Origin of the sequence: Micromonospora sp. NPDC003816 (assembly GCF_042874705.1) — a bacterium.
In the GTDB taxonomy this organism is placed as follows: Bacteria; Actinomycetota; Actinomycetes; order Mycobacteriales; family Micromonosporaceae; genus Micromonospora.
Genome location: NZ_JBIANP010000002.1, coordinates 1 through 25,472, shown reverse-complemented (window position 1 = coordinate 25,472; position 25,472 = coordinate 1). Strand labels below are relative to the sequence as shown.

Genomic DNA, 25,472 nt, shown 5'->3' with positions numbered 1-25,472 from the left:
GTGCACCTGAGCTGCTCAGGTGGACGTTGCAAGACGGAAACGACGGGGCACTTCGCGACGCGCCATCGTCATCTTCTCGGTTAACACCTGACATATGCCTTCCGGAACCTGGAGAACACCCCACACCGGCGAGAGGTGGAGGAACGCAGGTGACAGTGACGATCGTCGACTCCACGACGCTGCCGTGGGTCAACGGCCAGGACGTGTACGACTCGATGGAACCGGCCTTCCGGGACAACTTCGGAGGCGATCCGGAGCAGGTGCGTGACCTGCTGTCCCGGTACTGGATGCGGTCGCTGTGGCGGGACCGTGAGAGCACCCGACGCATCGACCACGTACGGGCCACGCCTGGCTACCGCGACCTCAGCGAGGCATACCACGACAGCGTCGAGGAGTCGTACTTCCTGGCCGGGGTCGCCGAGCTGAGCGCCGAGGGGCGGCTGGTCGAGGGCGACTACTTCTGGCGTCCGCCCGGCTGGGTGCACAAGGCGTGGAGCGACGAGGGCTTCGAGAACATCCTCTGCATGGAGGGGGAGGTCGCCAGCGAACACAGTGGTCGGGTCTCCCGGGTGGTCTGCCCGGACGACCGGGCCGGCGCACAGGCGCGCGACGACGCTGACGGTGGGATCGGACCCCGGGGCTACCAGCGCCGGGTCGAGTCACGGTTCGTGCCCTGGACACCGCTGGACGCACCGTGGTCCGGGGTGGACGCCATCGTGCTCGGCCTGCCGGCCATGTCCGACGGGGTGCCCACCGCCGACGACGCGGTGCCGCTCGCCAAGGCGCTGAGCCAGAACGTCGACACCGGTGCCTGTAGCGCCCTGGTCCGCCTGCCGGCCGGCTACACCGGGGCGCCCACCCCGGTGCCCCGGGACCGCTTCCTGGTCACCACCCGGGGCGACCTCGTGGTGGACGGCGTGACGCTCACCCCCTGCTCGCTGCTGCACATACCCGCCGGCGCGCGGGGGCCGGCGCTGACCGCGGCGACCGACGTCGAACTGTTCGTCAAGGTGGGGGAGCGGACATGACGCGGGTACGGCACACCACCGACGACCAGGTCATGACGATCGTGCTGGACGGTCCGGACTCGATGAACAGCCTCACCCCAGCGGTGATCGCCGGGCTGGACGCCGCGCTCGACGAGGCCGAGCAGGACCACGCTCTGCGGGCGGTCGTGGTCACCGGTGCCGGGGAGCGGGCCTTCAGCGTCGGGATGGACATCGACTTCCTGGAGTCGTGCTTCGCCGATCCACAGCGGACGTTCCTGCCCTTCCTGCGGTCGTACCACGCGGTGCTGCGCCGGATCGAGCATCTCGGCGTACCGGTGATCGCGCGGGTCAACGGGCTGGCGCGAGCCGGTGGGTTCGAACTGATCCTCGCCTGCGACTTCGTGATCGCCGCCGACGAGGCCCGGGTCGGCGACATCCACCTGGAGTTCGGGATGCCGCCGGGTGCCGGGTCGAGCCAGCGGGCCCCGCGCAAGCTCGGCGACCAGCGGGCCAAGGCGCTGATGCTCACCCCGACCTGGCTGCGCGGCCCCGAGCTGGTGCAGTGGGGGGTCGCGCTGGCCAGCGCGCCCCTGACCGAGCTGGACGACGAGGTGGGCAAGCTGCTGGCGATGCTGCGCGGCCGGTCCCGACCCGGGCTGGCGATCACCAAGCGGCTGCTCAACTCGGTGCACACGATGACCCTGGAGGAGGGCCTGCGCTACGAGCGCGAGATGTTCTCCCGGCTGCACGAGGAGGTCGACGAGGTGGCCGAGGGCTATCGCGCGTTCGTGGAGAAGCGCCCACCGGTCTGGGGGGACGTCGATGTCCGCACCCTCGCCTGAGTCGACCGCGACCCCGCAGGTGGTCGTCGACGCGGACCTGGTCGACACGCTGATCGGCCGGGGCGGGTACACCCACCCGCTGTTCCAGCGGGTGCCCGGCGGTGACGCCGACGGTCCGCCGCTGCCGGGTCAGGCGGTCGTGTTGCTCCTCGGTGGCCTGGTCGAACAGTCCGGCCTGCTCGACGACGCGATCGCACTGCTGGAACTGCGTCGGGTGCGATTCCACCGGATGGTGAAGGCCGGCGCGACGCTACGGGTGCGGATCGAACGCGTCGCAAGCCGGGTCACCTCCCGTGGCACGCAGGTCGTGGACTTCCGCTGGACCGGGATCGACGCGGACGACGAGCCGGTCGCCGAGGTCGAGGCCGTGATGCTGATGAACGGGACAGGAAGGGAGGACACCAGGTGAGGGGTGTGCAGCTCAACATGGCGGCCGGTATCCGGGAGTTCGGCCGGGCCACGCCGCACCGGGTGGCGGTGGTCGACGGCGACCGCCAGATCTCCTTCGGCACGCTGGACGAGCGGTCCAACCGCCTCGCCTCGGCCACTCTGGACCGTGGGCTGCGCCCCGGTGAGCGGATCGCGGTCCTGGCGAACAACCGCTTCGAGTACTTCGAGATCTCGGCGGCGATGGCCAAGGCCGGCATTCCGACGGTGCCGCTGAACCCCCGGAACAACGTCGGCGACAACGCGTACGTCCTGGACCACGCGTCGGTCCGGGGGATCATCGTGGCGGACGAGCTGGCCGACCGGGTCGACGGGCTCGTCGACGACCTGCACCTGGTGCTCAGTTTCGGCGGCACGGTGGGTGAGCACTACGACTCCTTCGTCGCCGCCGGTCGCGCGGTGGACCCGGCGGTGCCGGTGGACGAGATGGACCCGTTCTGCATCACCTACACCTCGGGGACCACCGGGCGGCCCAAGGGCGTGCTGCTGACCCACCGGGGGCGGGTGCTGACCGCCTTCGGGGTCGGGCTCGACTACGGCCTGGGCCCCAACAAGAGCACGATCGCGGTGGCACCGATGTACCACGGCGCCGGCTTCGAGTTCGCGTACGCGGCGCCGATGCTCGGTGGCTCCTGCACCGTGCTGCCGACCTGGGACCCGGAGCGACTGCTCGACCTGATGGTGAGCAGCCGTGCGGAGACGGTCTTTCTGGTGCCCACGCACGCCCAGCACATCCGCCGGTTCTGCGAGGACCCGGCGGCCCGCTACGACCTGTCGGCGCTCAAGACCCTCTACTTCAACGCCGCCGCGTTGCCGGTGGCGCTCAAGGAGTGGGTGATCGCGGCGTTCCCGGGGGTCGCCGTGCACGAGTTGTACGGGTCGACCGAGTGCTCCATCGTGACCAACCTGCGGCCGGAGTTCGCCCTGGCCCGTGCCGGCAGCGTCGGCCACCCGTGGTTCTGGAACGAGGTGCGCCTGGTCGGCGAGGACGGCGCCGAGGTGGGGCCGGGCGAGCCCGGTGAGCTGTACGCCCGCTCGCCGTTGCTGCTCACCGGGTACCTCGACGACGAGGAGGCCACCCGGGCCGGGTTCGACGCCGACGGGTTCTTCTCGGTGGGCGACGTGGCGGTCCGCGACGAGGAGGGCTTCATCTCCATCGTGGACCGGAAGAAGGACATGATCATCGCGGGTGGCGTGAACATCTTCCCGCGGGAGATCGAAGAGGTCATCGCCCGGCACGAACCGGTCGACGACGTCGCGGTGGTCGGGGTGCCGGACGAGGTGTACGGCGAGCGCGTCGCCGCCTTCGTGGTCAGCCGGCCGGGCCGGCAGGTGGACGTGACCGCCCTGGACGGGTACGTGCGGGAGCACGTCGCCCGGTACAAGGTCCCCCGGGAGTGGCATCTGGTGGACCGGTTGCCGCGTAATCCGAGCGGCAAGATCCTCAAGCGCACCATCCGGGACGAGTACGCCGGTCCGCCGGAGCAGAGCCAGACCCGTTAGGCCAAAAGTCTGACGTTCCGCGTACCGGTCCACGAAATCCGGCGCGCGTCTCCTGCCCAGATGGCTCGCTGGGTCGACAAGTGCTGTCCAGAAGCGTCGAAATGATCGATGAAGATGTCAGTACTGTAAAACTCTGACTTTTTATAGACTGCCTGCTTGGGGACCGTTATGGTCGCCGTAATCAGGTGTAGATGCGGCCCCCGGGCTTTCACGTCGGGCCGTGCGGACTTCGCCATCAGGAGGCCATCGTGTCCCACCTCAATAGCCCCGGTGCCGCCCTCTCCCGCCGTCGTCTGCTCACCGGTCTCGGGGGTGCCCTCGTCGGCAGCGCCCTGCTGACCGCCTGCGGCAGCGACGACGCCGATTCCAGCTCGAACGACGGACGGACCACCATCCGGCTCGCCGGCATCCCCGCCTCCGCTCTCGCGGCCTTCAAGCTCGCCCTCAAGGAGGGTGCGTTCGAGGAGGCCGGCCTCGACATCAGGTACGAGGAGTACGCGGAGTCGGCGGCCGTCTACACCGCCTACCGGGCCGGTCAGGTCGACGGCGGCCTGGGTGGCATCCCCTCCACCGCCAACCTGGTCGCCACCGGGGTGGACCGCAAGGTGGTCTTCGCCCTTCAGCGCACCACCAACGGGATCCTGGTCCGCGCGGACAGCGGCATCCAGTCCATCGCCGATCTCAAGGGCCGCAAGCTCGGCCTCTTCGGCAGTGCGATCGGCTCGTCGACGAACCAGTTCTTCGCGCTCTGCCGCGAGAAGCACGGGTTCAACCCGACCACCGACTGTCAGGTGCAGTACGGCGCGCCGAACCTGATGGCCGAACTGCTCGGGCAGGGCGACGTGGACATGGCCCTGGTGATCGACCCGGCCGGCGCACCCGAACTGGCCAGCGGGAAGTACCGCTCCCTCGGCGACCTCGGCGTTCTGCTGGAGGAGGCCACCGGGCTCAAGGCGTTCACCGCCGGCTGGGACTTCGCCAGCGAGTTCATCGAGAAGAACCGGGAGGCGGTGCAGGCGTTCGTCGACGTCAACCTGCGGTACCAGACCAGGTTCAACAACGACCAGTCGTTGTGGGACGCCGCGCTGCGCGAGCTCTACAACATCGACGACCAGGCGGTGCTGGACGTGATCTGGAACAGCCAGCGCGGCCGGTTGGTGGAGCAGTGGGGTGACGCCGAGAAGCAGCAGGCGGCGCAGTTGCTCACCTTCCTCAGCGAGAACGGCGAGCCCGAGTTCCTGCCCAAGGTGCCCGACGGGCTCTTCGCCTGACCACCAGCCCGGCATGAGGAGAGGCACCGATGACCCTGTCCGAAACCACCCAGCCGGCGGCCGTGACGGCCGGTACGGCCGACCGTGGCGCGCCGCCGGGACACGGCGGTGGGCCCGGCGGCCCCCGCCGTTTCCTCCGCAACGGCATCGTGCTGCGGGTGGCCTCCGTGTTCATCCTGCTCGTCATCTGGTGGCTGGGCTCACTCGTCGTCGGTGAGCGCATCCTGCCCACCCCGGGCACGACCGCCTCCGCGCTGGCCGACAGCATGCAGGAGCAGACCTTCTGGACCGACCTCCAGGTCACCATGGTCCGGATCCTCATCGGGTTCGCCGCGTCGATGGTGCTCGGTGTGCTCGTCGGTCTGGTGATGGGTCTGTCCCGGATCGCCGAGGGCCTCCTGGACATCTGGATCGCCGTCGGCCAGACCATCCCGAGCCTCTGTTGGGTGATCGTCGCGTTCATCATGTTCGGGCTCAACGACACCGCCACCGTCGTGGCGATCACGCTGACCTCGTTCCCGATCATCGCGATCAACATGTGGACCGGGGTGAAGGCGATCGATCCCCGGCTCGGTCAGATGGCCCGGACCCTCAAGGCCTCGCGCGGCCTGCGGACCCGGGAGGTGACCCTGCCGCAGGTGCTGCCGGCGGTGATGGCGTCGGCCCGCTTCGGGTTCGGCATCGTCTGGAAGGTCGTGGTGATCGCCGAGTTGCTCGGGCGTACCGACGGCATCGGCTACCGGTTGAACTACTGGTTCCAGCTGTTCCGGATGGAGCAGGTCTTCGCGCTCACGCTGTTCTTCTCGATCCTGATGGTGGTGCTCGAACTGGCCGTGTTCAAGCCGATCGAGGCGAAGCTGTTCCGCTGGCGTCCGGAGGGAGCCCGATGAGCACCGACGACCGGATCGTCATCAAGGACCTGGTGAAGGGCTTCCACACCCGGCACGGCTTCACCACGGTCATCGACGGGATGGACCTCACCATCGCCGACGGGGAGTTCGTCGCACTGGTCGGTCCCTCCGGGTGCGGCAAGTCCACGGTGCTGAACATGCTCAGTGGGCTGGACACGGACTTCACCGGCACCGCCGAGATCCGTAGTCGGGCGCCCGGGGTGCACTTCAGCTACGTGTTCCAGGAGCCGAGGCTGCTGCCCTGGAAGACGGTGCGGCAGAACGTCGAGTTCGCCCTCAAGGCCACCGGGGTGGACCGGTCCCAGTGGGCCGACCGGGTGCTGCCGGTGCTGCGCCGGGTGGGGTTGGCCGGGTTCGAGAACCACTACCCGCACCAGATCTCCGGCGGCATGCAGCAGCGCACCGCACTGGCCCGCGCGTTCGTGCTGGACGCGCCGGTGATGCTGATGGACGAGCCGTTCAGCGGGTTGGACGAGTTCACCGCCCGTAGTCTGCGCCAGCTCCTGCTGGAGCTGCGGAGCCAGGAGGAGAGCAAGGCGTTCGTCTTCGTCACGCACAACGTGTTCGAGGCCGCCGTGCTCTCCGACCGGGTGGTGCTGATGTCCAACCGACCGTCGACGATCCGCCGGGTGGTCAAGGTGGAGGTGCCGCTGCCGCGCAGCTACGACGACCCCCGCCTCTTCGACGTCAGCCGTGAGCTGACCCACGAGATCATCTCCTCGATGGTCAGCACCGACGACGGTGGTCTGGTGGTCGGCGAGGAGCACACGCGGCTGGCCGGCCCGCAGGCGGCGCGATGAGCGCGCCCGTGGCCGGTCCGCCGCTGACCCCCCGGCTGCCGACCGCGTTCGCGGCCGGCGCGGTACTGCTGACCCCGGCCCGGACCCTGACCGACGGCGACTTCGCCGCGATCGTCAATGTCTCGTGGGAGAACGGGCCGCTGCACACCGATGTCGAGTACATGCGCCGGACCGGCTTCGGTCGCCCGATCCTCGGCGGTCCGTGCCTGATCGCGATCGCCGCCGGGCTCACCTCCACCACGATGTACGCCGCCTGGAACGCCGCCGGGGTGGACTGTCACGCCGCGCTCGGCATCGACGAGATCCGCTACCTGGCTCCGGTGTACGTCGGGGACACGCTGCGGGTACGGATCGAGGTGTCCCGCTTCGAACCGACCCGGGGCGGCCGGATGTACGTCGGCGCGGTCCACGACGACGTCCGCAACCAGCGCGACGAGACGGTGCTGCGGATGACCCGGTCGTACCTGCTGAGCCCGTTGCCGGCGGCCGACGCGGGCGGACCGGCATGAGCGGACTGCCCCGGACCACCACGCTCGGTCTGGCCCGCCACGACCGGGTGCTGCTGGTCACCCTGGACCGGCCGCACCGGCTCAACGCGTACGACCGGACGATGGTCGACGAGCTGCGTCGGACCTGGCAGGCGTTCGGGGCCGACGACGGGCTGCACGCGGCCGTGGTCACCGGTGCCGGCGAGCGCGGCTTCTGCACCGGCTTCGACGTCGACGACACCCTCGACGCCGGGGTCACCAGCCCGTCGCTGGACCACGCCGGGCGGGTCGCGTTGACCGCCCGCGACATGGGGGTGTTCAAGCCGGTGGTGGCCGCGGTGAACGGGCACTGCTGTGCCGGCGGCTGGCACTTCGTCAACGACGCGGACGTGGTGCTCTGCGCCGCGCACGCCACGTTCTTCGACACCCACCACGACGTCGGTCTGGCGAACCCGGTCGAGGCGGTGGGCGCGTTGAGTCGGTTGCCGCTCGGCGAGGTGATGCGCATGGTGCTCACCGGGCGCAGCTACCGGATCGACGCCCGCCGGGCGCACGAACTCGGTCTGGTCACCGAGGTGACCTCGGCGGAGGAGCTGACCGGGCGGGCGCTGGCGATCGCCGCGGACATCGCCCGGCACCCGCTCGACGTGTTGACCACCACCGTGGAGACGGTCTGGACGGCGGTGCAGGCGCAGCGGGGCGCCGCCGAGGCGTTCGGGCTGGCGATGCTGGCCCGGTCGGACGCCTCGGCGCAGCACCGGGGAGCGACGATGCGGGAGTTCCGGCACGGTGACGGGGGAGGCCGTTGATGGAGTACGGGATCTTCAGCCACATCGAGGAGATCGACGAGATCGAGGAGCTGCTGCACGGTGCGGAGGCCGACGGGATCGCCAGTGTCTGGCTGACCCAGGGGTTCGGGCACGACGCGTTGACCGTCATCGGGGCGGTCGGGCGCGGTCTGTCGCGGCTGCGGATCGGGACCGCCGTGGTGCCGGTGTACCCGCGCCACCCGATGGCGCTGGCCCAGCAGGCGCTCACCACCAACATGCTGATCGGCGGGCGGCTGGTGCTCGGCGTCGGCCCGTCGCATCCGCAGGTGGTAGAGCCCTGCTGGGGCATGTCGTACGCCCGCCCGGCCCGGTACATGCGCGAGTACCTGACGGCGCTCAACGGGGCGTTGACGCAGCGGGTCCGGTTCTCCGGCGAGGTGGTCACGGCCCGGGGTGACCTGACCATCGCCGGGGACCCGCCGGTGCCGACGGTGATGGTCTCCGCGCTCGGTCCGAAGATGCTGGAACTCACCGGCGAACTGGCTTCCGGCACGGTGACCTGGATGGTCGGTCCGCGTACGCTCGCGGAGCTGACCGTGCCGACGATCACCGCGGCGGCGGACGGGGCGGGTCGACCGACGCCCGAGGTGGTGGTGACCGCGGCGGTCTGCGTGACCGACGATCCCGGTCGCGCCCGTGCCGCCATCGACCCGGTGCTCGGCTGGTACGACGACAAGCCGTCGTACCGTGCGATGCTCGACCGGGAGGGTTTCGCGCGGGCCAACCAGATGGCGATCGTCGGCGACGCCGCCGAGGTGCGGGCGGAGATCGGCCGGTACGAGGCGGCCGGGGCGACGACGTTCGCGGCACAGCTCTACGGCACGCCGCAGGAGCGGGCGGCGACTCGTGCCCTGGTCGGCGAGCTGGCCACGGCGTCGGCGTCGGCGGGCGCCACGGGCGCGGACTTTTGAGGTACCGGAGTCGGCCATGGGTGACGCTGCGCCGAGCATCGGATGCCCTACCGTGGTTGTTCGCGACGAAGCCGCCCCTCAGAGTGCGGGGCCGAGGGGATGCGGAGCCGGAGTGACCATGGCCAAGGACGTGACGGGGGCCCAGACTGCCCGGCCGGAGCAGGTGATCCCGGGTGGCCGCAAGGGTCCCGAGGTGCTCGGGGTCACCCGGGTGCGCCCGGCCTACCAGCAGGTGGCCGACCAGCTCCGGGAGCGGATCCTGGACGGTTCGTTGACGGCGGGTGACCGGCTGCCCACCGAGATCGAGCTGTCCGAGATCTTCGGGGTCAGCCGGAGCACGATCCGGGAGGCGCTGCGGGTGCTGGCCTCCAAGGACCTGATCCGGACCACCCGGGGCACCACCGGCGGGACGTTCGTGGCGCGGGTCCAGTTCGACCAGGTCAGCGAGTATCTGGAGATGAGTCTCGGGCTGATGTCCGGGGCGCGCGACATCACGCTGGACAATCTGCTGGAGGCGCGGGAGAGCCTGGAGGTGCCGGCTGCGGGGCTGGCCGCGCTGCGCCACGCCGACGAGCACCTGACGTTGATGCGCCAGGCGGTGGAGCGGGAGAAGCTGACCCGCGCCCGGGGCCGCAAGTTCCGGGAGCACGTGACGTTCCACGGGGTGCTGGTCGAGGCGACCGGCAACCAACTGCTCGGGGTGATGGTCGAGCCGGTGTTCCGGGTGTTGCAGGCGCGGACGGCGGATCGGGACATGCCGGCGGAGTACTGGGGCCAGATCGACGCCGAGCACACCGAGATCTGCGGGTACGTGCAGGCCCGGGACGAGGCCGGTGCGCGCGAGGCGATGCGGGCCCATCTCGGCACGGTGCGGCGGGCGTACGAGCAGCGGTGAAAGGAAAGTCACCCTAAAGTTCTGAGGTTTCATCAAGGCGTCCTGTCGAACGGCGACAGGACGCCTTTTCGTGTGCCTGTATTTGCAGTCCAGATCGCTTACGGAGCCTTGACACGTAAAAAGTCAGACAAATAAACTAGCGGCAGTTCAGGGCTGTCGAAAGGATCGACCGATGACGGTGCGCCAAGGATGGACCGGACGTTTCTTCGAGGACTTCCAGGTCGGTGACGTCTACCAGCACCCGCTCGGGCGCACCGTCACCGAGACCGACAACACCTGGTTCACCCTGCTGACGATGAACACCAGTCAGATGCACTTCAACGCCGAGTACGCCGCCCGGTCCGAGTTCGGCAGACCGCTCGTCGTCTCGACCCTGACGCTGGCCATCGCGGTCGGGCAGAGCGTCACCGACCTCACCCAGAACGCCTTCGCCAACCTGGGCTGGGACGACATCAGCCTGCCGCACCCGGTGTTCGCCGGAGACACGCTCTACAGCGAGTCCCTGGTGCTGGAGAAGCGCGAGTCGGGCTCCCGGCCGCACGCCGGCATCGTCACCGTCCGCACCCGCACGCTCAACCAGGACGGCAAGCAGGTGTGCGCCTTCAAACGCACCTTCTACGTCTACAAGCGAGGCGCCGAACAGGTCGAGGGGATCTTCCCGGTCGCCGCCACGCCACTGTCCCTTCCGGACGGGGCGGGCGCATGACACTGCGTCTGACGTACCAGCCGTGGGGCGAGACGCTCGCCGAGGTGGCCGACGCCGGCCGGCGGGCCGAGCGGGCCGGCGCCGAGGTGCTCTGGGTCTCCGAGCTGCACCGTAGTGCCACCGGCACGGCCGCGGCGCTGGCCGTCGCCACCGAGACCGCCCGGATCGGCACGTGCATCGCGCTCGCCTTCACCCGCAGCCCGATGATCACCGCTCTGGAGGCGCTCGACCTGGACGAACTCTCCGGTGGACGGTTCGTGCTGGGCCTCGGCTCGGGCGTCAAGCGTCTCAACGAGGACTGGCACAACGTGGTGTTCGGCAAGCCCGTGCCGCACATGCGGGAGAGCGTCCGCAACATCCGGCACTTCTGGCGGCACTGCACCAGTGGCGAGCCGATGCTGCTCGACGGCGAGTACGAGCCGATGCGGATCCGGGGCTACGAGCGCCCCTTCGCGGTGCCGGCCGAGGCGATCCCGGTCTACCTGGCCGCGATGGGGCCGCTGATGACCCGCCTGGCCGGTGAGATCGGTGACGGGTGGATCAGCCACGAACTCTGCTCGCCCCGCTACCTCGCCGAGCAGATCCTGCCCGACCTGACGGTCGGCATCGACCGCGCCGACAGCCGGACCCGCGCTGACCTCGACGTCGTCGTCTCGGCGTGCTGCTCGATCGCCGACGACCGCCAGGTGGCCCGTCGCCGCGCCGCCGGCCTGGTCGGCTTCTACGCCACCGTCCGCACCTACGCCGACTTCTTCGCCTTCCACGACCTCGCCGACGACCAGCAGCAGGTCGTCGACGCGTTCCGGGCCGGAGCCGGTGCCGACTACCTCGCCGACGCCGTCAGTGACCGGATGGTCGACGCGCTCACCCTGACCGGGACCCGCGCCGACGTCGCCGACCGGATCACCGCGTACGACGGGATCGCCGACTCGGTCAAGCTGAGCCCGCCCACCCACGGGCTGCCGGCCGCCGACACCCGAGCCGCCCAGGACGAGATCATCGCCCTGATCGCCGAGATGACCGGAGCCGCCACATGAGACCCCTGGCCGACATCCGCATCATCGCGATCGAGCAGTACGGCGCCGGACCGTTCGGCACCGTGCACCTTGCCGACCTCGGTGCCGAGGTCATCAAGATCGAGGACCCGCGCGCCGGTGGCGACGTGGGCCGGTACGTCCCGCCGTACGCGCAGGACGAGGACTCGCTCTTCTTCGAGACGTTCAACCGCAACAAGCGCAGTCTCTCGTTGGACCTGAGCACCGACGCCGGCCGGGAGGTGTTCGAGAAACTGGTCGCCGTCTCCGACGTGGTCTACTCCAACCTGCGTGGCGACGTACCGGCGAAGATGCGCATCCGCTACGACGACCTCAAGCACCTCAACCCCCGGATCGTCTGTGTCTCGCTGACCGGCTTCGGGATGACCGGGCCCCGCCACGCCGAGCCCGGCTACGACTACATCCTCCAGGGACTGGCCGGCTGGATGGAGCTGACCGGCGAGCCCGACGGCCCGCCGACCAAGTCCGGGCTGTCGCTGGTCGACTTCTCCGGCGGGTTCGTCGCGGCGATCTCGCTGCTTGCCGGGGTGCACGCCGCACGCCGCGACGGCGTCGGCATGGACTGCGACGTCAGCCTCTACGACACCGCGATCTCGCTGCTCACCTACCCGGCCACCTGGCACCTCAACGCCGGGTTCGCGCCGGTGCGCACCCATCACTCGGCCCACCCGTCCCTGGTGCCCTTCCAGGTCTTCGAGGCCAAGGACGGCTGGATGGTGGTCGGCTGCGCCAAGGAGAAGTTCTGGGCCCGGCTGGCCACGCTCGTCGGCCACCCGGAGTGGGCCGAAGACGGGTCGCCGTACGCGAACTTCGGTGCCCGGCGGGAGAACCGCGAGGAGTTGCTCGCCGCGCTGGCGGACATCTTCCGGCAACGGACCGTCGACGAGTGGCTGCCCGAGCTGTACGCCGCCGCGATCCCGTGCGGCCCGATCAACGACGTGGGCGCCGCGCTGACCGAGGAGCACACCGCGGCCCGCGACCTGATCGTCACCACCGACCATCCCCGCTTCGGCACCGTGCAGCAGCTCGCCAGCCCCGTCCGGGTCGGCGACGAGCCGCCCGCGTACCGGCGGGCTCCGCTGCGCAATGAGGACTTCGCCACCGTCACCGGTGAGCTGCTCGGCCTCGACCCGCAGGCGGTTGCCGTCCTCGCCGAGGCGGGCGCGTTCGGACCGGACGGCGACGGTGGCGCGACCAGCGACGGCCCGCCGCCGCGTACCGCCGATCCCGGCACGGAGGCGGCCAGCCGATGATCGCGTCCGACCTGGCCGAGTGGGCGACCGGCACCGTCGAGCTGCCGGAGCCGGTGCGGCACGCCGCGCGGCGACACCTGCTCGACGGCCTGGGCACCGCACTGGCCGGGCGGCGCGCGGGCGTGGTCGATCCGGTGCTGGTGGTCGCCCGTGACCTCGGCGGCCCGGCGGAGGCCACGCCGCTCGGCGGCCGTGCCCGGATCGGTGCCCCGGCCGCCGCGCTGGCCAGCGGTGCCCTGGTGCACGCGTTGGACTTCGACGACACGCACGCCGCCGGTCTGGTGCACGCCACCGCCGTGGTGCTGCCCGCCGCGTTCGCCGTCGGCGAGCAGGTGGGCGCCACCGGTCGGCAGGTGCTCACCGCCGCCGTGGTCGGCTACGAGACGGTGTGCCGGGTGGCCGCCGCCGCCCCGCACGGCTTCCACTCCCGTGGCCTGCACGCCACAATGGTCGCCGGGGTCTTCTCGTCCGCGCTGGTCACCGCGCGGCTGCTAGGTCTCGATGCGGCCCGGGCCACCGACGCCCTCGGCATCGCCGGCAGCCAGGCCGGTGGCCTGCTCGCCTTCCTGCACACCGGTGCGTCGACCAAGCAACTGCACCCCGGCTTCGCCTCACACGCCGGGGTGCTCGCCGCCCGGCTCGCCGCCGCCGGTGCCTCCGGGCCGGCGAACGTCCTCGACGGCCCGCACGGCGTCTTCGACGCCCTGGCCGCCGGTCCGGTGGAACCCGCGTCGATCGTGGACAGGCTCGGCACCCGCTGGGAGACCACCCGGATCGGCATCAAGCCCTATCCGGCCTGCCAGCTCTCCCACGCCGCGATCGACGCCGCCCGGGACGCCCGTCGGCAACCCGGATTCCCCGCCGACCCGGCCGCCGTCACCCGCGTCGATGTCGACGTGCATCCCGACTCGGCACCCACCGTCTGCGGACCCGGCCGGGACCTGGCCCGACCGGCCACCCCGTACGCGGCGAAGTTCTCGCTGCCGTGGAGTGTCGCCGCGACGCTGCTGGACGGTGACCTGACGACCGCCAGCTACCGACCCGACTCGATCGCCCGCGCCGACGTGGCGGCCCTCGCCGACCGGGTGCGCTGGCGGATCGTCGACACCGGTGGGCACGCCGCCGACGCCCCCGGCGCCGTCGTGCTCACCCTCGCCGACGGCACGACCGTACGCGGCACGGTGCCCCGCAGCGGCGGTGGGCCGGACGCCCCACTCGGCGACGACGAGTTGACCGCCAAGTTCCTCGGCAACGCCGGTGACGTCGGTACGCCCGTCGTCGACCTGATGCGCCGCCTCGACGACCTCGACAGCCTCGACCCGATCGTGGCGGCTCTGGCCGCCGCCGGTGACTGACCCGGGAGACCCACGTGCCGCTGTCCGCGATCCGCCCCGCCCACTTCCCCTGGTTCCCGTACGACGGGTTCACCTTCTGCCTCGGCCTGGCCGACGGTGACGCGGCCTGGACCTCAGGCCACACCGCCGCCGCGCTCGACCCCGCGTTGGGGCGGATGACGGTCGGCGGTGACATGGCCAGTCAGGCCCGCACCGCGTACCGGAAGGTGCTGGCCATCCTGGAGGCCGCCGGGCACGGTCCGGCCGACGTCACCCGCGTCACCGAGAACATCACCGTCGCCGGCCTCGACGAGTACGCCGTCGCGGCGGCCGTCCGCGCCGAGGTCTTCGGCGACCACCAGCCGGTGGTCCGCACCGTGGTGGTGGAGCGGTTGGTACGCCGGGCCGCGCTGATCGAGGTGGAGCTGCACGCGGTGGCCGGTGGCGGGCAGACGCTCGCGGCCAGCGAACCCCGCGCCGCCGGGACCTGGGTGCCCTCGCCGGTGCGCGACGGCCACGACGGCGCGGTCTACCTGCCGACCATGCTGCCGCTGGACGCCTCCGGTGAGGTGGTCCACCCCGGCGACTTCGTCAGCCAGTACGCGTACTGCCTGGACCGGGCACAGGACCTGCTGACCGCCGTCGGGCTCTCCCTGGACGCCGCCGTCACCACCTACGACTACTCCACTCCGGCGACCCGTGACGTGTACCGCAAGACCCACCGGGTCCGCCGCGAACGCCTCGGCGGCGCCGGTGTCTATCCGGGGGCCGGCGGCATCCTGATGAGTCGGCTGCACCACCCCGACGTGCTGGTGGCCATCGACGTCACCGCCTCGCGGCACCCACTCGAACTGGTCAACCCGGGCTGGTCGCGCTACGACTCGCTGACCTACGCGCCCGGGGTACGCGCCGGCCGGACGTTGTACATGTCCGGGTTCGCCGCCCTGGACATGCAGACCCAGCAGGCGTTGCACCCCGACGACATCGGCGCGCAGGCCGAGGTGACCTACGGCGCGATCCGGCACCTGCTGGAGCACGCCGGGCTGGGCCCGCAGGACCTGGTGGAGACCACCGAGTACTGCGTGGCGTCGGCGATCGGCGACTACCGGGCCGTGGCCGGGGTACGCGAGCGGCTGCTCGGCCCGCCCTGGCCGGCGTCGACCGGGGCGGTCTGCGCCGCGCTGCTGCGCCCGGAGTTCCTGCTGGAGGTCTTCCCGACCGCCGTCTACCCCGAGCCCACCGAGCCTGCCGAGAACGCCGGGGGGAGCCGATGAGCCTGCTGACCGACGAGGTGCGGGCGCTGCTGGGCAGCCGCCGGGTGTACACCGCGCCGGAAGCCCTCGGTGCCGCCGCCTGCCGCTACTTCGCCCAGGCGATCGGCGACGACAACCCGATCTACCGGGACGGCGCGTACGCCCGCGCGCAGGGGCTGCCCGGGGTGACCGCGCCGCCGACGCTGATCTGCGAGACCGGGCAGTACACCGGTCTGCCGATGGACCGGGACGGCTACGCCGGGCACTCCTGGCACCTGAACGTGCCGGGCACCCGGCAGGTTCGCGGCGGCAACGCGTACACCTTCCACCGGAGGGTCCGGCCGTCCGACGTGATCACCGCGACGTGGGAGATCCACGACCTGACCGAGAAGCGCACCCGCGACGGCAAGGACATGTTGATCGTCGGCTCCCGGGCCACCTACACCAACCAGGACGGCGACCTGCTCGCCGTCAACGAGGAGACGATCATCCTGGTCGCGTTGGACGGTGAGGCCGGATGAGCCCCCGGGTCGGCGACACCCTGCCGGAACTGCGCCGCACCATCGACCTGGTCGACATGGTGGCCTACGCCGGTGCCACCTGGGACTGGTACCGCCTGCACTACGACCCGGAGTTCGTGGCCGCCGCCCGGGTGCCCGGCCCGGTGGTCGACGGGCAGGTCTTCGGCGCCCTCTTCGTGGAGCTGATCCAGGACACCTTCGGCCCGGCATGCTTCGTGCAGCAGCTCTCCTTCACCTTCCGCAACCTGATGTTCGCCGGGGAGACGGTGCGGTGCACCGGTACCGTGGTCGGAGTCGCCGACGACCGGATCGAGGTCGAGCTGGCCGCCACCATCCTCGCCAGCGACTACGGCCCCGAGCGTCCGGCGGCCCGGCCGGCCCGGGCGACCGTGCTGCTCGGCACCGCCGACGGGCCGGGCGCGTCGGCTGCCGTACCCGTGCCGGAGGGGACGACGTGACCGGGCGCGACCGTGCGTCGGTGGCCGTCGTCGGCGTCGCCGAGTCCGACCTCGGCGTCACCACCGCCAGCACGCTGACGTTGCAGACGCAGGCGATCACCCGGGCCCTCGCCGACGCCGGACTGGCGCTCGCGGACATCGACGGGCTCGCCACCACCGGCATCTCCCGCTTCTCCACCACCTCGCTGGCCGAACATCTCGGAGTACGTCCCCGCTGGGTCGACGCCAGCTTCGTCGGCGGCAGTGCCGCGGAGATGATGGTCGCCCGCGCGGTGCAGGCGATCGGCGCCGGTCAGGCCGACGTCGTGGTGGTCAGCTTCGCGTCCAACCAGCGGTCCGCGCGTTCCCGCAGCCTCGCCGGGGTGGTCGAGCAGCACACCCCGGAGGCGCAGTTCGAGACACCGTACGCGCCGCTCTACCCGATCTCGTACTACGCGATGGCGGCGCAGGCGTACCTGCACCGGTACGGCGGCACCCCGGAGCAGCTCGCCGAGATCGCCGTCGCGGCGCGCGAGTGGGCCCGGCTCAACCCGGCCGCGTACCGCCACGACGCGCCCCCGCTGACCGTCGACGAGGTCCGCGCCGCGCCGATGGTCTCCACCCCGTTGACCGTCGCGGACTGCTGCCTCGTCACCGACGGCGGCGGTGCGATCGTGCTGACCAGTGCCGAGCGGGCCCGCGACCTGCGGCAGACCCCGGTCGCGGTGCTCGGCTACGGGGAACGCTCCACCACCGCCTCGATGACCGGCGCCGACGACATCCTCGACACCGGGGCCCGGCAGGCCGCCGCCGAGGCGTACGCGCGCGCCGGGATCACCCCGGCCGACGTGGACGTGGTGCAGGTGTACGACTCGTTCACGATCACCGCCGCGCTGAGCGTGGAGGCGCTCGGCTTCTGCGGTGAGGGCGAAGTGCTCGACTTCATCGCCGACGGCCGGATCCGGCCGGGCGGTGCCCTGCCGCTGGACACCTCCGGCGGCGGCCTGTCCTACTGCCACCCGGGCCAGTTCGGGGTGCTGCTGCTGGTGGAGGCGGTACGCCAGTTGCGCGGTGAGGCCGGTGCCCGGCAGGTGCCGGACGCCCGGATCGCGGTCGCGCACGGCACCGGCGCGATCCTGTCCACCCACGCCACCGTCGTGCTGGGGGTGCGCTGATGAACCCGCCACCCGAGGTGCCGCCCGCCGACGACCTCACCGAGGGCTGGTGGCAGGCGACCCGCGAGCATCGTCTGGTGGTGCAGGAATGCACCGGCTGCGGGCACCGCCAGCTTCCGCCCCGCGCGGTCTGCACCCGCTGCGGGGCGACCACCGGTCTGGGCTTCACCGAGACCGGCGGCGACGGGCAGGTCGACACGTACACGCATGTGCACCGTCCGCCCCGGCGGGACCTGGCCGCGCCGTACACCGTCGCCCGGGTCCGGCTCGCCGAGGGCCCGCTGCTGCTCACCCGGCTCGTCGCCGACGGCCCGGACGACCTCGACGGCTGGCGGATCGGCGACCGGGTCCGGGTCGACTGGGTCGACCTGCCCGACGGCCGCGCCCTGCCGATCTTCCGCCGCGCACCCCGCTGACGTCACCCCCAGGAGGCACCGATGGACTTCACCCTCACCGAGGAGCAACGCGAGTTCCAGCAGTTGCTGCGTTCCTTCGTGAACCGGGAGATCATCCCGGTGGCGCGGGAGTGGGAACAGACCGGCCGCTACCCGACGGAGATCGTGCGGGGAATGGCTGACATGGGGCTGTTCGGCATCACCGTCCCCGAGTCGTACGGCGGCCTCGATCTCGACCCGGTGTCGTTCGCCCTGGTCTTCGAGGAGATCTCGCGCGGCTGGATGGGTGTGGCCGGCATCCTCGGCAGCCACTCGCTGGCCTGCCGCATGATCGCCATGCACGGCACCGAGGAGCAGAAGCAGACGTACCTGCCGGGGTTGGCGACCGGTGAGCGCCGCACCGGCATCGGGCTGACCGAGCCGGACGCCGGCACCGACCTCCAGGGCATCCGCACCACCGCCCGCCGCGACGGCGACCACTACGTGGTCAACGGCACCAAGATGTGGATCACCAACGCCCGGTACGCCGACCCGCTGCCGGTGCTGGTGAAGACCGATCCGACGGCCGTGCCGGCGCACCGGGGCATGAGCGTCCTCCTGGTCGACGCCGACCTGCCCGGCTTCACCGTCACCCGGGACATCCCGAAGCTCGGCTACAAGGGCACCGAGTCCTGCGAGGTGCTGCTCGACGACGTACGGGTGCCCGCCGACCGGCTGCTCGGCGGAGTCGAGGGCACCGGACTCAAGCAGGCGCTCTCCGCCCTGGAGTGGGGCCGGGTCAACATCGCCGCCCGGTCGGTCGGCATCGCCCAGCGCGCCCACGAGGAGGCGCTCGGCTACGCCGGCCAGCGCAAGGCGTTCGGTAGGCACATCGCCGACTTCCAGGCCGTCCAGCTCCAGCTCGCCACCATCGCCACCCAGGTCCAGGCAGCCCGGCTGATGGCGTACTGGTCGGCCGATGCGGTCCGCCGGGGACGCGCCGACGCGCAGACCGGCATGGCGAAGATCTTCTGCTCGGAGGTGGCCCTGGAGGCCGCGATCGAGGCGATGAAGATCCACGGCGGGTACGGCTACTCCACCGAGTTCGAGGTCGAGCGGCTCTATCGGGACGCGATCCTGATGAGCATCGGCGAGGGCACCAACGACGTGCTGCGTACCGTCGTCGCCAAGGCCCTGGTGCGGGGCGAGGTGACGATCTGATGGGTGTGCCCCCTCCACCCCGCTCCTACCTGTACGTGCCCGGCAACGCCGCCGACAAGCTGGCCAAGGCGCCGGAGCGGGGAGCCGACGCGCTCATCGTCGACCTGGAGGACGCGGTGCCGCTGGCCGGCAAGGCCGCCGCCCGCGACGCCGTGACGGCCTGGCTCGCCGGCCGCCCGACCGACCTGCCGATCTGGGTACGCGTCAACTCCGGTCCCCTCGCCGAGGCGGACCTGCGGGCACTCGCCGGAGCGCCGGCCCTGACCGGAGTGGTGCTGGCCAAGGTGGACACCTCGGCCGACGTGGCCGCCGCAGCCGAGCTGCTCGCCGCCGCCGGTGACCACGACACCCTGCTGATGCCGCTGGTGGAGACTGCCGCCGCCCTGCTCGACGTCCCCGCCGTGGCCCGGCAGGCGCGGGTCTACCAGCTCCAGATCGGCGAGGTCGACCTCGCGGGCGAACTCGGCCTCTCTCCCGGTGCCGACGACGCCGAACTGGCCCCGATCCGCAGCCAGGTGGTGGTGGCCAGCGCCGCCGCCGGCCTGCATCCGCCGGTCGGGCCGGTGTCCACGATCACCGCCGACCCGGTGGCGTTGGCCGACTCGACGCGTCGGCTGCGCCGGCAGGGCTTCGCCGGCCGTGCCTGCATCCACCCCCGCCAGATCCCGGTGGTGCACGAGGTCCACACCCCGACGGTGGCGGAGGTGCAGGCGGCCCGTGCCGTCATCGCCCTGCTCGACCGGGCCACCGCCGCCGGCAGCGGAGTGGTCCTCGACGAGTCGGGTCGACTCGTCGACGCGGCGGTGCTGCGCTCGGCCCACCGCACGCTGGCCCTGGCCGACCGGGCGGGTGTCGAATGAGCGGCACCGGCCCCGCCGGGGCCGCCGTCGGTCGTGGCCGGGCGCCCCGGCCCGAGCAGGTCGACCTGACCGCCGCCCACCATCCGTGGCGGGAGGTGCCGATGCCCGGCGCGAACCTCGGCTTCCACCTCACCCGACTCGCCTCCCGGTCGGGCGCGTTCGTGGTGCACGGCCACTTCCCGGCCGGGTTCGCCCGCGACGTGCCCGGCGGATACCTGGTCGACGAGGAGTTCGTGGTGCTCGACGGCGAGCTGCTGCTCGGCGACGCCACCTACCGCCGGGGCGACCTGACCTTCATTCCGGCCGGCGCGGTCCGGACCAGGATGAGCGCCCCCGGCGGTGCCACCGTGCTCGCCTGGTTCGGCGGTCCGGCGGAGTTCCACCCCGCCGACCGGCTGCCGGACCCCGCGCTGCCGCTTGCCGACACCGTCCACCTCGGACCGGACGCCTCCTTGCCGGACCTGCCCGGCGGACGCTGGCGGCGGGGCACCTCGGTGCCGCCCGGTGCCACCGGTGACGTGCTGGCCGCCGACCTGTCCGGCTGGCGACGGCTCGGCACGGGCGCGGCACCGGGACCGCAGGACTTCGTCCGGTGGGAGAGGTAGCCGATGGGCTCGCCGGTCTTCGCCCAACGATGGCTCGGGATGCAGGGCATCTTCGGCGGGTTCGTGCTCGGCCGGATCGTGGACGCCGCCGACAGCGTCGACGGCTTCGCCCCGCAGGCCGTGACCATGCACTTCGTGGCGGGGGTACGCCCCGGGCCGGTGCAGGTGACCACCGAGACGCTGCACCGGGGACGGGCCACCGCCAGCCTGCGGATCACGCTCAGCCAGCAGGACCGGGCGCGGGTGCACGCGATGGCCTCGCTGGTGCCGGTCGGTCAGCGGTTCCGTTGGCGTCGCCGCGAGGACCCGGCGGCCTGGGGCGACCCGGAGACGCTGCCCGCGTACGTGCCCCGGCACCGGCCGCTGGCCTACAGCGCACAGCTCGACGTACGCACCGGCAGCGCGGCGAGCCTGGCCGACGGCACCTCCGCCTGGGTACGGATCGCCCCCGAGGCCGAGCTGGGGGAGGCACTCGGGCCGCACGCCGTCGCCTCGATCTTTCTCGACGCGCTGCCGCCCGGCCTGTTCACCCTCGCCCCGCCACCGCACTTCGTGCCCTCGGTGGACTTCACCGTCCACTTTGCGCCCGACGTCGGCGACGTCGCGGGTGGCTGGCACCACGTGGTCAACCGGACGGTCTGGTCGACGGAGGACTTCTGCGTCGACGAGTCGACGCTGCACGACCGGGCCGGTAACCCGATCGCGCAACTGCGCCAGGGCCGGGCGATCCAGTGGCACGACCACACCCGTACGCCCGCCACCGCCGGACCCGGGGCCGGGTGAGCGGTCGATGCCGGGTGACAACGGCATCCTCGCCGCTCTCGACCTGGACCGGACGTTCCTCGCCGAGGAACACCGGTCCCTGCGCGACCTGCTCCGGCTGGTGGTCGCCCGAGACGTGGTACCCGCCGCGCCCGAGTGGGAGCGGCAGCGGCGGGTACCACCGGGCGCGTTCACCCGCCTCGGCGACCTCGGGCTGCTCGGCCTGTCGTTCCCGACCCGCCTCGGCGGCGGCGAGGCGGGCGTCCGGGGCGCGGTCGTGTTCCACGAGGAACTGGCCCGCTCCACCTTCGGCGGGGTGGCCAGCTCGGTCGGCACCCACACCGACTTCTCCGCGCTGCACCTGGCCCGGGCCGGCAGTGCCGCGCAGGTCGACCGGTGGCTGCCGGCGATCCTCGCCGGGCGGACCGTCGCCGCGCTCGCGGTGACCGAACCCGAGGCGAGTTCCGACCTCACCCGGCTCGGCCTGCGGGCCCGTCGTGACGGTGACGCGTACGTCCTGAACGGCACCAAGACCTTCATCACCAACGCCAACCTCGCCGACCTCTTCTTCGTGGTGGCCCGCACCGGCGACACGGGTCGGCACGGGCTGTCGTTGTTCGCCGTCGAGCGGAGCGCGCCCGGCCTGGCCAACGGCCGCACCTTCGACAAGTCCGGCTGGCACTGCGCCGACACCGGGGAACTCGTCCTCACCGACTGCCGGATCCCGGTGGCGCACCGAATCGGTCCGGAAGGTGCGGGGTTCGGGTTGCTGATGCGCGGCCTCGACCACGAGCGGCTCTGCCTGGCGGCGCAGGCGGTCGGGCTGGCCGAGGCGGCGCTGGACGCCACCGTCGGCTGGGCGCGTACCCGGCCCGCGTACGGCGGGGTGCTCTGGGACAAGCAGGCGGTCCGGCACCGGATCGCGGACCTGGTGGGACGGCTCGCCGCCGGCAAGACGCTGCTGTACCACGCCGCCGCGCAGCTCGACCGGGGCGCCGACGGCCGGGTGTTCGCGGCGCTGCTCAAGGCGCAGTTGCCGGAGCTGGCCAACGAGATCGCCTACGCGGCGGTGCAGTTCCACGGCGGGGCCGGGTTCGTCCGGGAGGGCCCGGTGGAACGGATCAGTCGGGACGCCCGCTTCCTCGCCATCGGCGGTGGCGCCACCGAGGTCATGCGCGACGAGGTCGCCCGCCTGATCTGAGTCCGTGACGGACCGGCCATGGCCCCGACGACGATGTTCGCGGAAACTGTTATCTCGTCCCGGGCCTGCCGTCTCCTGTGGGGAGGCATCGGCCGGATGTCCCGTCCGCCCGGAGTGCGGTGGCGGTGCGAACACGTGGAGGAGTGGCGGGTATGCGGGTCGGAGACCGGGGTGGCGCGGACGCGAGTCTGGTGATCGCCGCCCGCGCCGGTGAACCACAGGCGCTCGACGCCCTGCTCGCGGCCTCCCTGCCGCTGGTCTACAACGTGGTCGGCCGGGCGTTGCGCGGGCACGCCGACGTCGACGACGTGGTCCAGGAGACGCTGCTGCGCGTCGTGCGGTACCTGACCGAGTTGCGGGACCCGACCGCCTACCGGTCGTGGCTGATCGCCATCGCGGTCCGGCAGGTCCGTGATCGCGAACAGCGGCGCCGTGCCGCGCAGGAGCACACCTCGGACCTCGACGTCGCGTACGGGGTGCCGGATCCGGCGGCGGACTTCGCCGGCCTGACGATCCTCCGGCTCGGCCTGACCGACCAGCGGCGGGAGGTCGCCGAGGCGACCCGCTGGCTGGATCCCGACGACCAGACGTTGCTGGCGCTCTGGTGGCTGGAGTCGACCGGCGACCTGGACCGCACCGAGCTGGCCGCCGCCCTCGGCCTCACACCCGCCCACGCGGCGGTGCGGGTGCAGCGGATGAAGGAGCAGTTGGAGGTGGCCCGGAGCGTGGTCCATGCGCTGCGGACCGCCGACTGCGCCGGGATGCAGGAGCTGACCCGGGGCTGGGACGGCCGGCCCCACCCGCTGTGGCGCAAGCGCCTGGCCCGCCACGTCCGCGAGTGCGGCCGGTGCGGCGGGTCCGGCGGCGAGCTGTTCCCGGTCGACCGGCTGCTCGCCGGGCTCCCGCTGCTGCCCGTCCCGCCCGGCACCGCCGAGAACGCGCTGGCCCACCTGTCGATGTCACCCACCCTGACCTCGAACGTCGCGTCGGTCACCCCACGGGCCGGCGTGGTGAGCCCCCACGCCCCGACCTCGGACCCGACGGTCGAGGCGTTCGGGCGCACCGCCGTCGTGCAGACCGACGGCGGTGCGCCCGGGGGTGCGCACGCGGCCCGCCCGCGTGGGCTGGCCGGCCTCCTGCCGGCCGGAGCGGCAAAGGTCGCCGGGCCGGTCGCCGCCGCCGTCGCGGTGGCGGTCCTCGCGGTCGGGGCGATCGTGGTCGCGCAGCGGACCGGCCCGACGCCCGCACCGGCGGCGCCACCGCCGCCGGTGGCGGCACCGGCGTTCGAGGCGTCCTCGCCGCCACCCTCCCCGGATGCGACGGTCACGCCCTCCGCGACACCGACCACTCCGGGCGCCGGCACGTCACCGTCGGCGAGCCCGTCGTCGCGGCCGACACCCACGGCGGCGCGCCCGGCCGCGCCTCCGCCCGCCGCCACCTCGACGAAGAAGGGCGTCGGCGTCTGGACCTTCGACGGGGTCGACCGGGCGCTCGCCGACTCCGGGGCGAGTTGGTACTACACCTGGAACGTCGCGCACCCCGGCGTCACCACCCCGCGCGGCAGCGAGTTCGTGCCGATGATCTGGGGCGCGGACAGCGTCACCGCCGCCAACCTGCGGCAGGCCAGGCAGAACGGGAAGTACCTGCTCGGGTTCAACGAGCCGGACCTGAACGGCCAGGCGAACATGAGCGTGGAGCGGGCGCTGGACCTGTGGCCGCAGTTGGAGGCGACCGGCCTGCCGCTGGGTAGCCCGGCGGTGGCCTGGGGCGGGGACCGGCCGGGGGAGTGGCTCGACCGTTTCATGGCCGGCGTGAAGGAACGCGGGCTGCGGGTCGACTTCATCGCCCTGCACTGGTACGGCGGCGACTTCCGTACCGCCAACGCGGTGGGCCAGCTCCGCTCCTACCTCCAGGCGGTGCACGACCGGTACGGGCTGCCGATCTGGCTCACCGAGTTCGCGCTGATCGACTTCTCGAACGGGGTCCGCTTCCCGACCCAGGCGCAGCAGGCGGCGTTCCTCACCGAGGCGACCCGGATGTTGCGTGGACTGCCCTGGCTGCACCGGTACGCCTGGTTCGGGCTGCCCGCCAGCGACAAGGACCAGACCGGCCTGTTCCGTCCCGGCGGCCAGACCACCGAGGTCGGGCGCGCCTTCCGGGCCGCCCGCTGACCGGGTCGGCCCGAGCCGGGTGTCACCGGGCGGTCAGCGCAGGACGAAGTCGAGTGTGGTGACCGCGCCGGCCGTGACGGTGGCGGTCTGCGGCTCGCTCGTCCGCTCGCCGGTGTCCACGACGATCTCGTACCGGCCGGGCGGGAGCCGCCACTCGTACCGCCCGGTGTCGCCGGTGAGGACGCCGATCTCGGGGATCGCCGGTGCCGGGTCGTCGAGCGACTCGACCAGGACGGCGGCACCCTGCACCGGATCACCGGTGGCGGTGGCGGCGGCGCCGGTCACGATGCCGGTGGTCTCACTGCGGGGTGGAGGTGCTGCCGGGCCGTCGTCCGAAACCGACCGGTCGCCGTGCCACGCCAGCAGGCCGGCCCCGATCAGCAACGGCGCGGCCACCAGCAGTGCGAGCGCCCCGACGCGCCCCCTGGTCATGCCGGAACCCCGCTTCGCTCGCCCATGACTGCTCCCTCGCTTCTCGTGACGGACAGTTGTTGAGACGTGCCGCAGTGGCCGGCGGTTCCGTGGGGGGGGGGGGGGGGGCCCCCCCCCCCCCCCCCCGGGCGGGGGGGGGGGGGGCCCCGGGGGCGGGGGGGGGGGGGGGGGCGCGGGGTTGCGGGGGGCCGGGGGGGTGGTGGGGTGGGGGGGGGGGGCCGGGGC

The 25,472-nt window shown here is 72.3% G+C and carries 27 protein-coding genes; 26 read left to right on the top strand and 1 reads right to left on the bottom strand.

Features of this window, described 5'->3' with window-relative positions; genetic code table 11:
* Positions 1-149 precede the first annotated feature (149 nt).
* The 26 genes from ACFYTT_RS06350 (at position 150) to ACFYTT_RS06225 (ending at position 24,815) form a co-directional block, all read left to right on the top strand.
* Positions 150-1,028, top strand: a complete 879-nt coding sequence (locus ACFYTT_RS06350) for a hypothetical protein (protein ID WP_387257981.1) — start codon at positions 150-152, stop codon at positions 1,026-1,028.
* The gene (locus ACFYTT_RS06345; RefSeq protein WP_176092761.1) at positions 1,025-1,831 is read left to right on the top strand and encodes an enoyl-CoA hydratase/isomerase family protein; all 807 of its coding nucleotides are present in this window, start codon (positions 1,025-1,027) and stop codon (positions 1,829-1,831) included. The genes ACFYTT_RS06350 and ACFYTT_RS06345 overlap by 4 nt, the downstream gene beginning before the upstream one ends.
* On the top strand, positions 1,812-2,240 hold the full coding sequence (locus ACFYTT_RS06340; RefSeq protein ID WP_176092762.1) for a MaoC/PaaZ C-terminal domain-containing protein: 429 nt from the start codon (positions 1,812-1,814) through the stop codon (positions 2,238-2,240). The genes ACFYTT_RS06345 and ACFYTT_RS06340 overlap by 20 nt, the downstream gene beginning before the upstream one ends.
* Positions 2,237-3,781, top strand: coding sequence for a class I adenylate-forming enzyme family protein (locus tag ACFYTT_RS06335; RefSeq protein WP_357216521.1), 1,545 nt, complete (start codon positions 2,237-2,239; stop codon positions 3,779-3,781). The genes ACFYTT_RS06340 and ACFYTT_RS06335 overlap by 4 nt, the downstream gene beginning before the upstream one ends.
* A 248-nt stretch (positions 3,782-4,029) precedes the next feature.
* Entirely contained in the window at positions 4,030-5,052 is a 1,023-nt protein-coding gene (locus tag ACFYTT_RS06330) for an ABC transporter substrate-binding protein (RefSeq protein WP_161594969.1), read from the top strand.
* A 29-nt stretch (positions 5,053-5,081) separates the two neighbouring features.
* Positions 5,082-5,942, top strand: a complete 861-nt coding sequence (locus tag ACFYTT_RS06325; RefSeq protein WP_131053536.1) for an ABC transporter permease — start codon at positions 5,082-5,084, stop codon at positions 5,940-5,942.
* Positions 5,939-6,763 (top strand): ABC transporter ATP-binding protein, encoded by an 825-nt coding sequence (locus ACFYTT_RS06320; RefSeq protein WP_176092763.1) that lies wholly within the window; start codon positions 5,939-5,941, stop codon positions 6,761-6,763. The genes ACFYTT_RS06325 and ACFYTT_RS06320 overlap by 4 nt, the downstream gene beginning before the upstream one ends.
* Positions 6,760-7,272, top strand: coding sequence for a MaoC/PaaZ C-terminal domain-containing protein (locus tag ACFYTT_RS06315; RefSeq protein WP_357216513.1), 513 nt, complete (start codon positions 6,760-6,762; stop codon positions 7,270-7,272). The genes ACFYTT_RS06320 and ACFYTT_RS06315 overlap by 4 nt, the downstream gene beginning before the upstream one ends.
* Entirely contained in the window at positions 7,269-8,060 is a 792-nt protein-coding gene (locus ACFYTT_RS06310; protein ID WP_387257980.1) for an enoyl-CoA hydratase/isomerase family protein, read from the top strand. Before ACFYTT_RS06315 ends, ACFYTT_RS06310 begins: the two co-directional genes overlap by 4 nt.
* Positions 8,060-8,992, top strand: a complete 933-nt coding sequence (locus tag ACFYTT_RS06305; RefSeq protein WP_131053045.1) for a TIGR03564 family F420-dependent LLM class oxidoreductase — start codon at positions 8,060-8,062, stop codon at positions 8,990-8,992. Before ACFYTT_RS06310 ends, ACFYTT_RS06305 begins: the two co-directional genes overlap by 1 nt.
* A 118-nt stretch (positions 8,993-9,110) precedes the next feature.
* Positions 9,111-9,887, top strand: coding sequence for a FadR/GntR family transcriptional regulator (locus ACFYTT_RS06300; RefSeq protein ID WP_176092766.1), 777 nt, complete (start codon positions 9,111-9,113; stop codon positions 9,885-9,887).
* A 172-nt stretch (positions 9,888-10,059) separates the two neighbouring features.
* Positions 10,060-10,593: a MaoC family dehydratase gene (locus ACFYTT_RS06295; protein WP_131053043.1), complete on the top strand. Its 534-nt coding sequence runs from the start codon at positions 10,060-10,062 to the stop codon at positions 10,591-10,593.
* The gene (locus ACFYTT_RS06290) at positions 10,590-11,630 is read left to right on the top strand and encodes an LLM class flavin-dependent oxidoreductase (RefSeq protein WP_254876731.1); all 1,041 of its coding nucleotides are present in this window, start codon (positions 10,590-10,592) and stop codon (positions 11,628-11,630) included. Before ACFYTT_RS06295 ends, ACFYTT_RS06290 begins: the two co-directional genes overlap by 4 nt.
* Positions 11,627-12,901 (top strand): CaiB/BaiF CoA-transferase family protein, encoded by a 1,275-nt coding sequence (locus ACFYTT_RS06285; RefSeq protein ID WP_176092767.1) that lies wholly within the window; start codon positions 11,627-11,629, stop codon positions 12,899-12,901. The genes ACFYTT_RS06290 and ACFYTT_RS06285 overlap by 4 nt, the downstream gene beginning before the upstream one ends.
* On the top strand, positions 12,898-14,256 hold the full coding sequence (locus ACFYTT_RS06280) for an MmgE/PrpD family protein (protein ID WP_176092768.1): 1,359 nt from the start codon (positions 12,898-12,900) through the stop codon (positions 14,254-14,256). The genes ACFYTT_RS06285 and ACFYTT_RS06280 overlap by 4 nt, the downstream gene beginning before the upstream one ends.
* 14 nt (positions 14,257-14,270) lie before the next feature.
* Entirely contained in the window at positions 14,271-15,509 is a 1,239-nt protein-coding gene (locus tag ACFYTT_RS06275) for a RidA family protein (protein ID WP_176092769.1), read from the top strand.
* Positions 15,506-16,009 carry a MaoC family dehydratase N-terminal domain-containing protein gene (locus tag ACFYTT_RS06270; RefSeq protein WP_131053039.1) on the top strand — a complete coding sequence of 168 codons (504 nt, stop codon included), beginning with the start codon at positions 15,506-15,508 and terminating at the stop codon, positions 16,007-16,009. The genes ACFYTT_RS06275 and ACFYTT_RS06270 overlap by 4 nt, the downstream gene beginning before the upstream one ends.
* Positions 16,006-16,467, top strand: a complete 462-nt coding sequence (locus ACFYTT_RS06265) for a MaoC/PaaZ C-terminal domain-containing protein (protein WP_131053038.1) — start codon at positions 16,006-16,008, stop codon at positions 16,465-16,467. Before ACFYTT_RS06270 ends, ACFYTT_RS06265 begins: the two co-directional genes overlap by 4 nt.
* Positions 16,464-17,621 carry an acetyl-CoA acetyltransferase gene (locus ACFYTT_RS06260; RefSeq protein ID WP_176092771.1) on the top strand — a complete coding sequence of 386 codons (1,158 nt, stop codon included), beginning with the start codon at positions 16,464-16,466 and terminating at the stop codon, positions 17,619-17,621. Before ACFYTT_RS06265 ends, ACFYTT_RS06260 begins: the two co-directional genes overlap by 4 nt.
* The gene (locus ACFYTT_RS06255) at positions 17,621-18,037 is read left to right on the top strand and encodes a Zn-ribbon domain-containing OB-fold protein (protein WP_176092772.1); all 417 of its coding nucleotides are present in this window, start codon (positions 17,621-17,623) and stop codon (positions 18,035-18,037) included. The genes ACFYTT_RS06260 and ACFYTT_RS06255 overlap by 1 nt, the downstream gene beginning before the upstream one ends.
* Before the next feature lie 21 nt (positions 18,038-18,058).
* Positions 18,059-19,216 carry an acyl-CoA dehydrogenase family protein gene (locus tag ACFYTT_RS06250; RefSeq protein WP_131053035.1) on the top strand — a complete coding sequence of 386 codons (1,158 nt, stop codon included), beginning with the start codon at positions 18,059-18,061 and terminating at the stop codon, positions 19,214-19,216.
* Positions 19,216-20,076: an HpcH/HpaI aldolase/citrate lyase family protein gene (locus tag ACFYTT_RS06245; protein WP_387257979.1), complete on the top strand. Its 861-nt coding sequence runs from the start codon at positions 19,216-19,218 to the stop codon at positions 20,074-20,076. The genes ACFYTT_RS06250 and ACFYTT_RS06245 overlap by 1 nt, the downstream gene beginning before the upstream one ends.
* Positions 20,073-20,681, top strand: a complete 609-nt coding sequence (locus ACFYTT_RS06240; protein ID WP_131053033.1) for a hypothetical protein — start codon at positions 20,073-20,075, stop codon at positions 20,679-20,681. Before ACFYTT_RS06245 ends, ACFYTT_RS06240 begins: the two co-directional genes overlap by 4 nt.
* 3 nt (positions 20,682-20,684) lie before the next feature.
* The gene (locus ACFYTT_RS06235) at positions 20,685-21,464 is read left to right on the top strand and encodes a thioesterase family protein (RefSeq protein ID WP_176092774.1); all 780 of its coding nucleotides are present in this window, start codon (positions 20,685-20,687) and stop codon (positions 21,462-21,464) included.
* A 7-nt stretch (positions 21,465-21,471) separates the two neighbouring features.
* Positions 21,472-22,644 carry an acyl-CoA dehydrogenase family protein gene (locus ACFYTT_RS06230; RefSeq protein ID WP_387257978.1) on the top strand — a complete coding sequence of 391 codons (1,173 nt, stop codon included), beginning with the start codon at positions 21,472-21,474 and terminating at the stop codon, positions 22,642-22,644.
* 152 nt (positions 22,645-22,796) lie between these two features.
* Entirely contained in the window at positions 22,797-24,815 is a 2,019-nt protein-coding gene (locus tag ACFYTT_RS06225) for a sigma-70 family RNA polymerase sigma factor (protein ID WP_387257977.1), read from the top strand.
* Between the two features lie 33 nt (positions 24,816-24,848).
* Here the strand turns inward: ACFYTT_RS06225 and ACFYTT_RS06220 are convergent, their stop codons facing one another.
* Positions 24,849-25,247 (bottom strand): carboxypeptidase-like regulatory domain-containing protein, encoded by a 399-nt coding sequence (locus ACFYTT_RS06220; RefSeq protein ID WP_387257976.1) that lies wholly within the window; start codon positions 25,245-25,247, stop codon positions 24,849-24,851.
* Positions 25,248-25,472 lie beyond the last annotated feature (225 nt).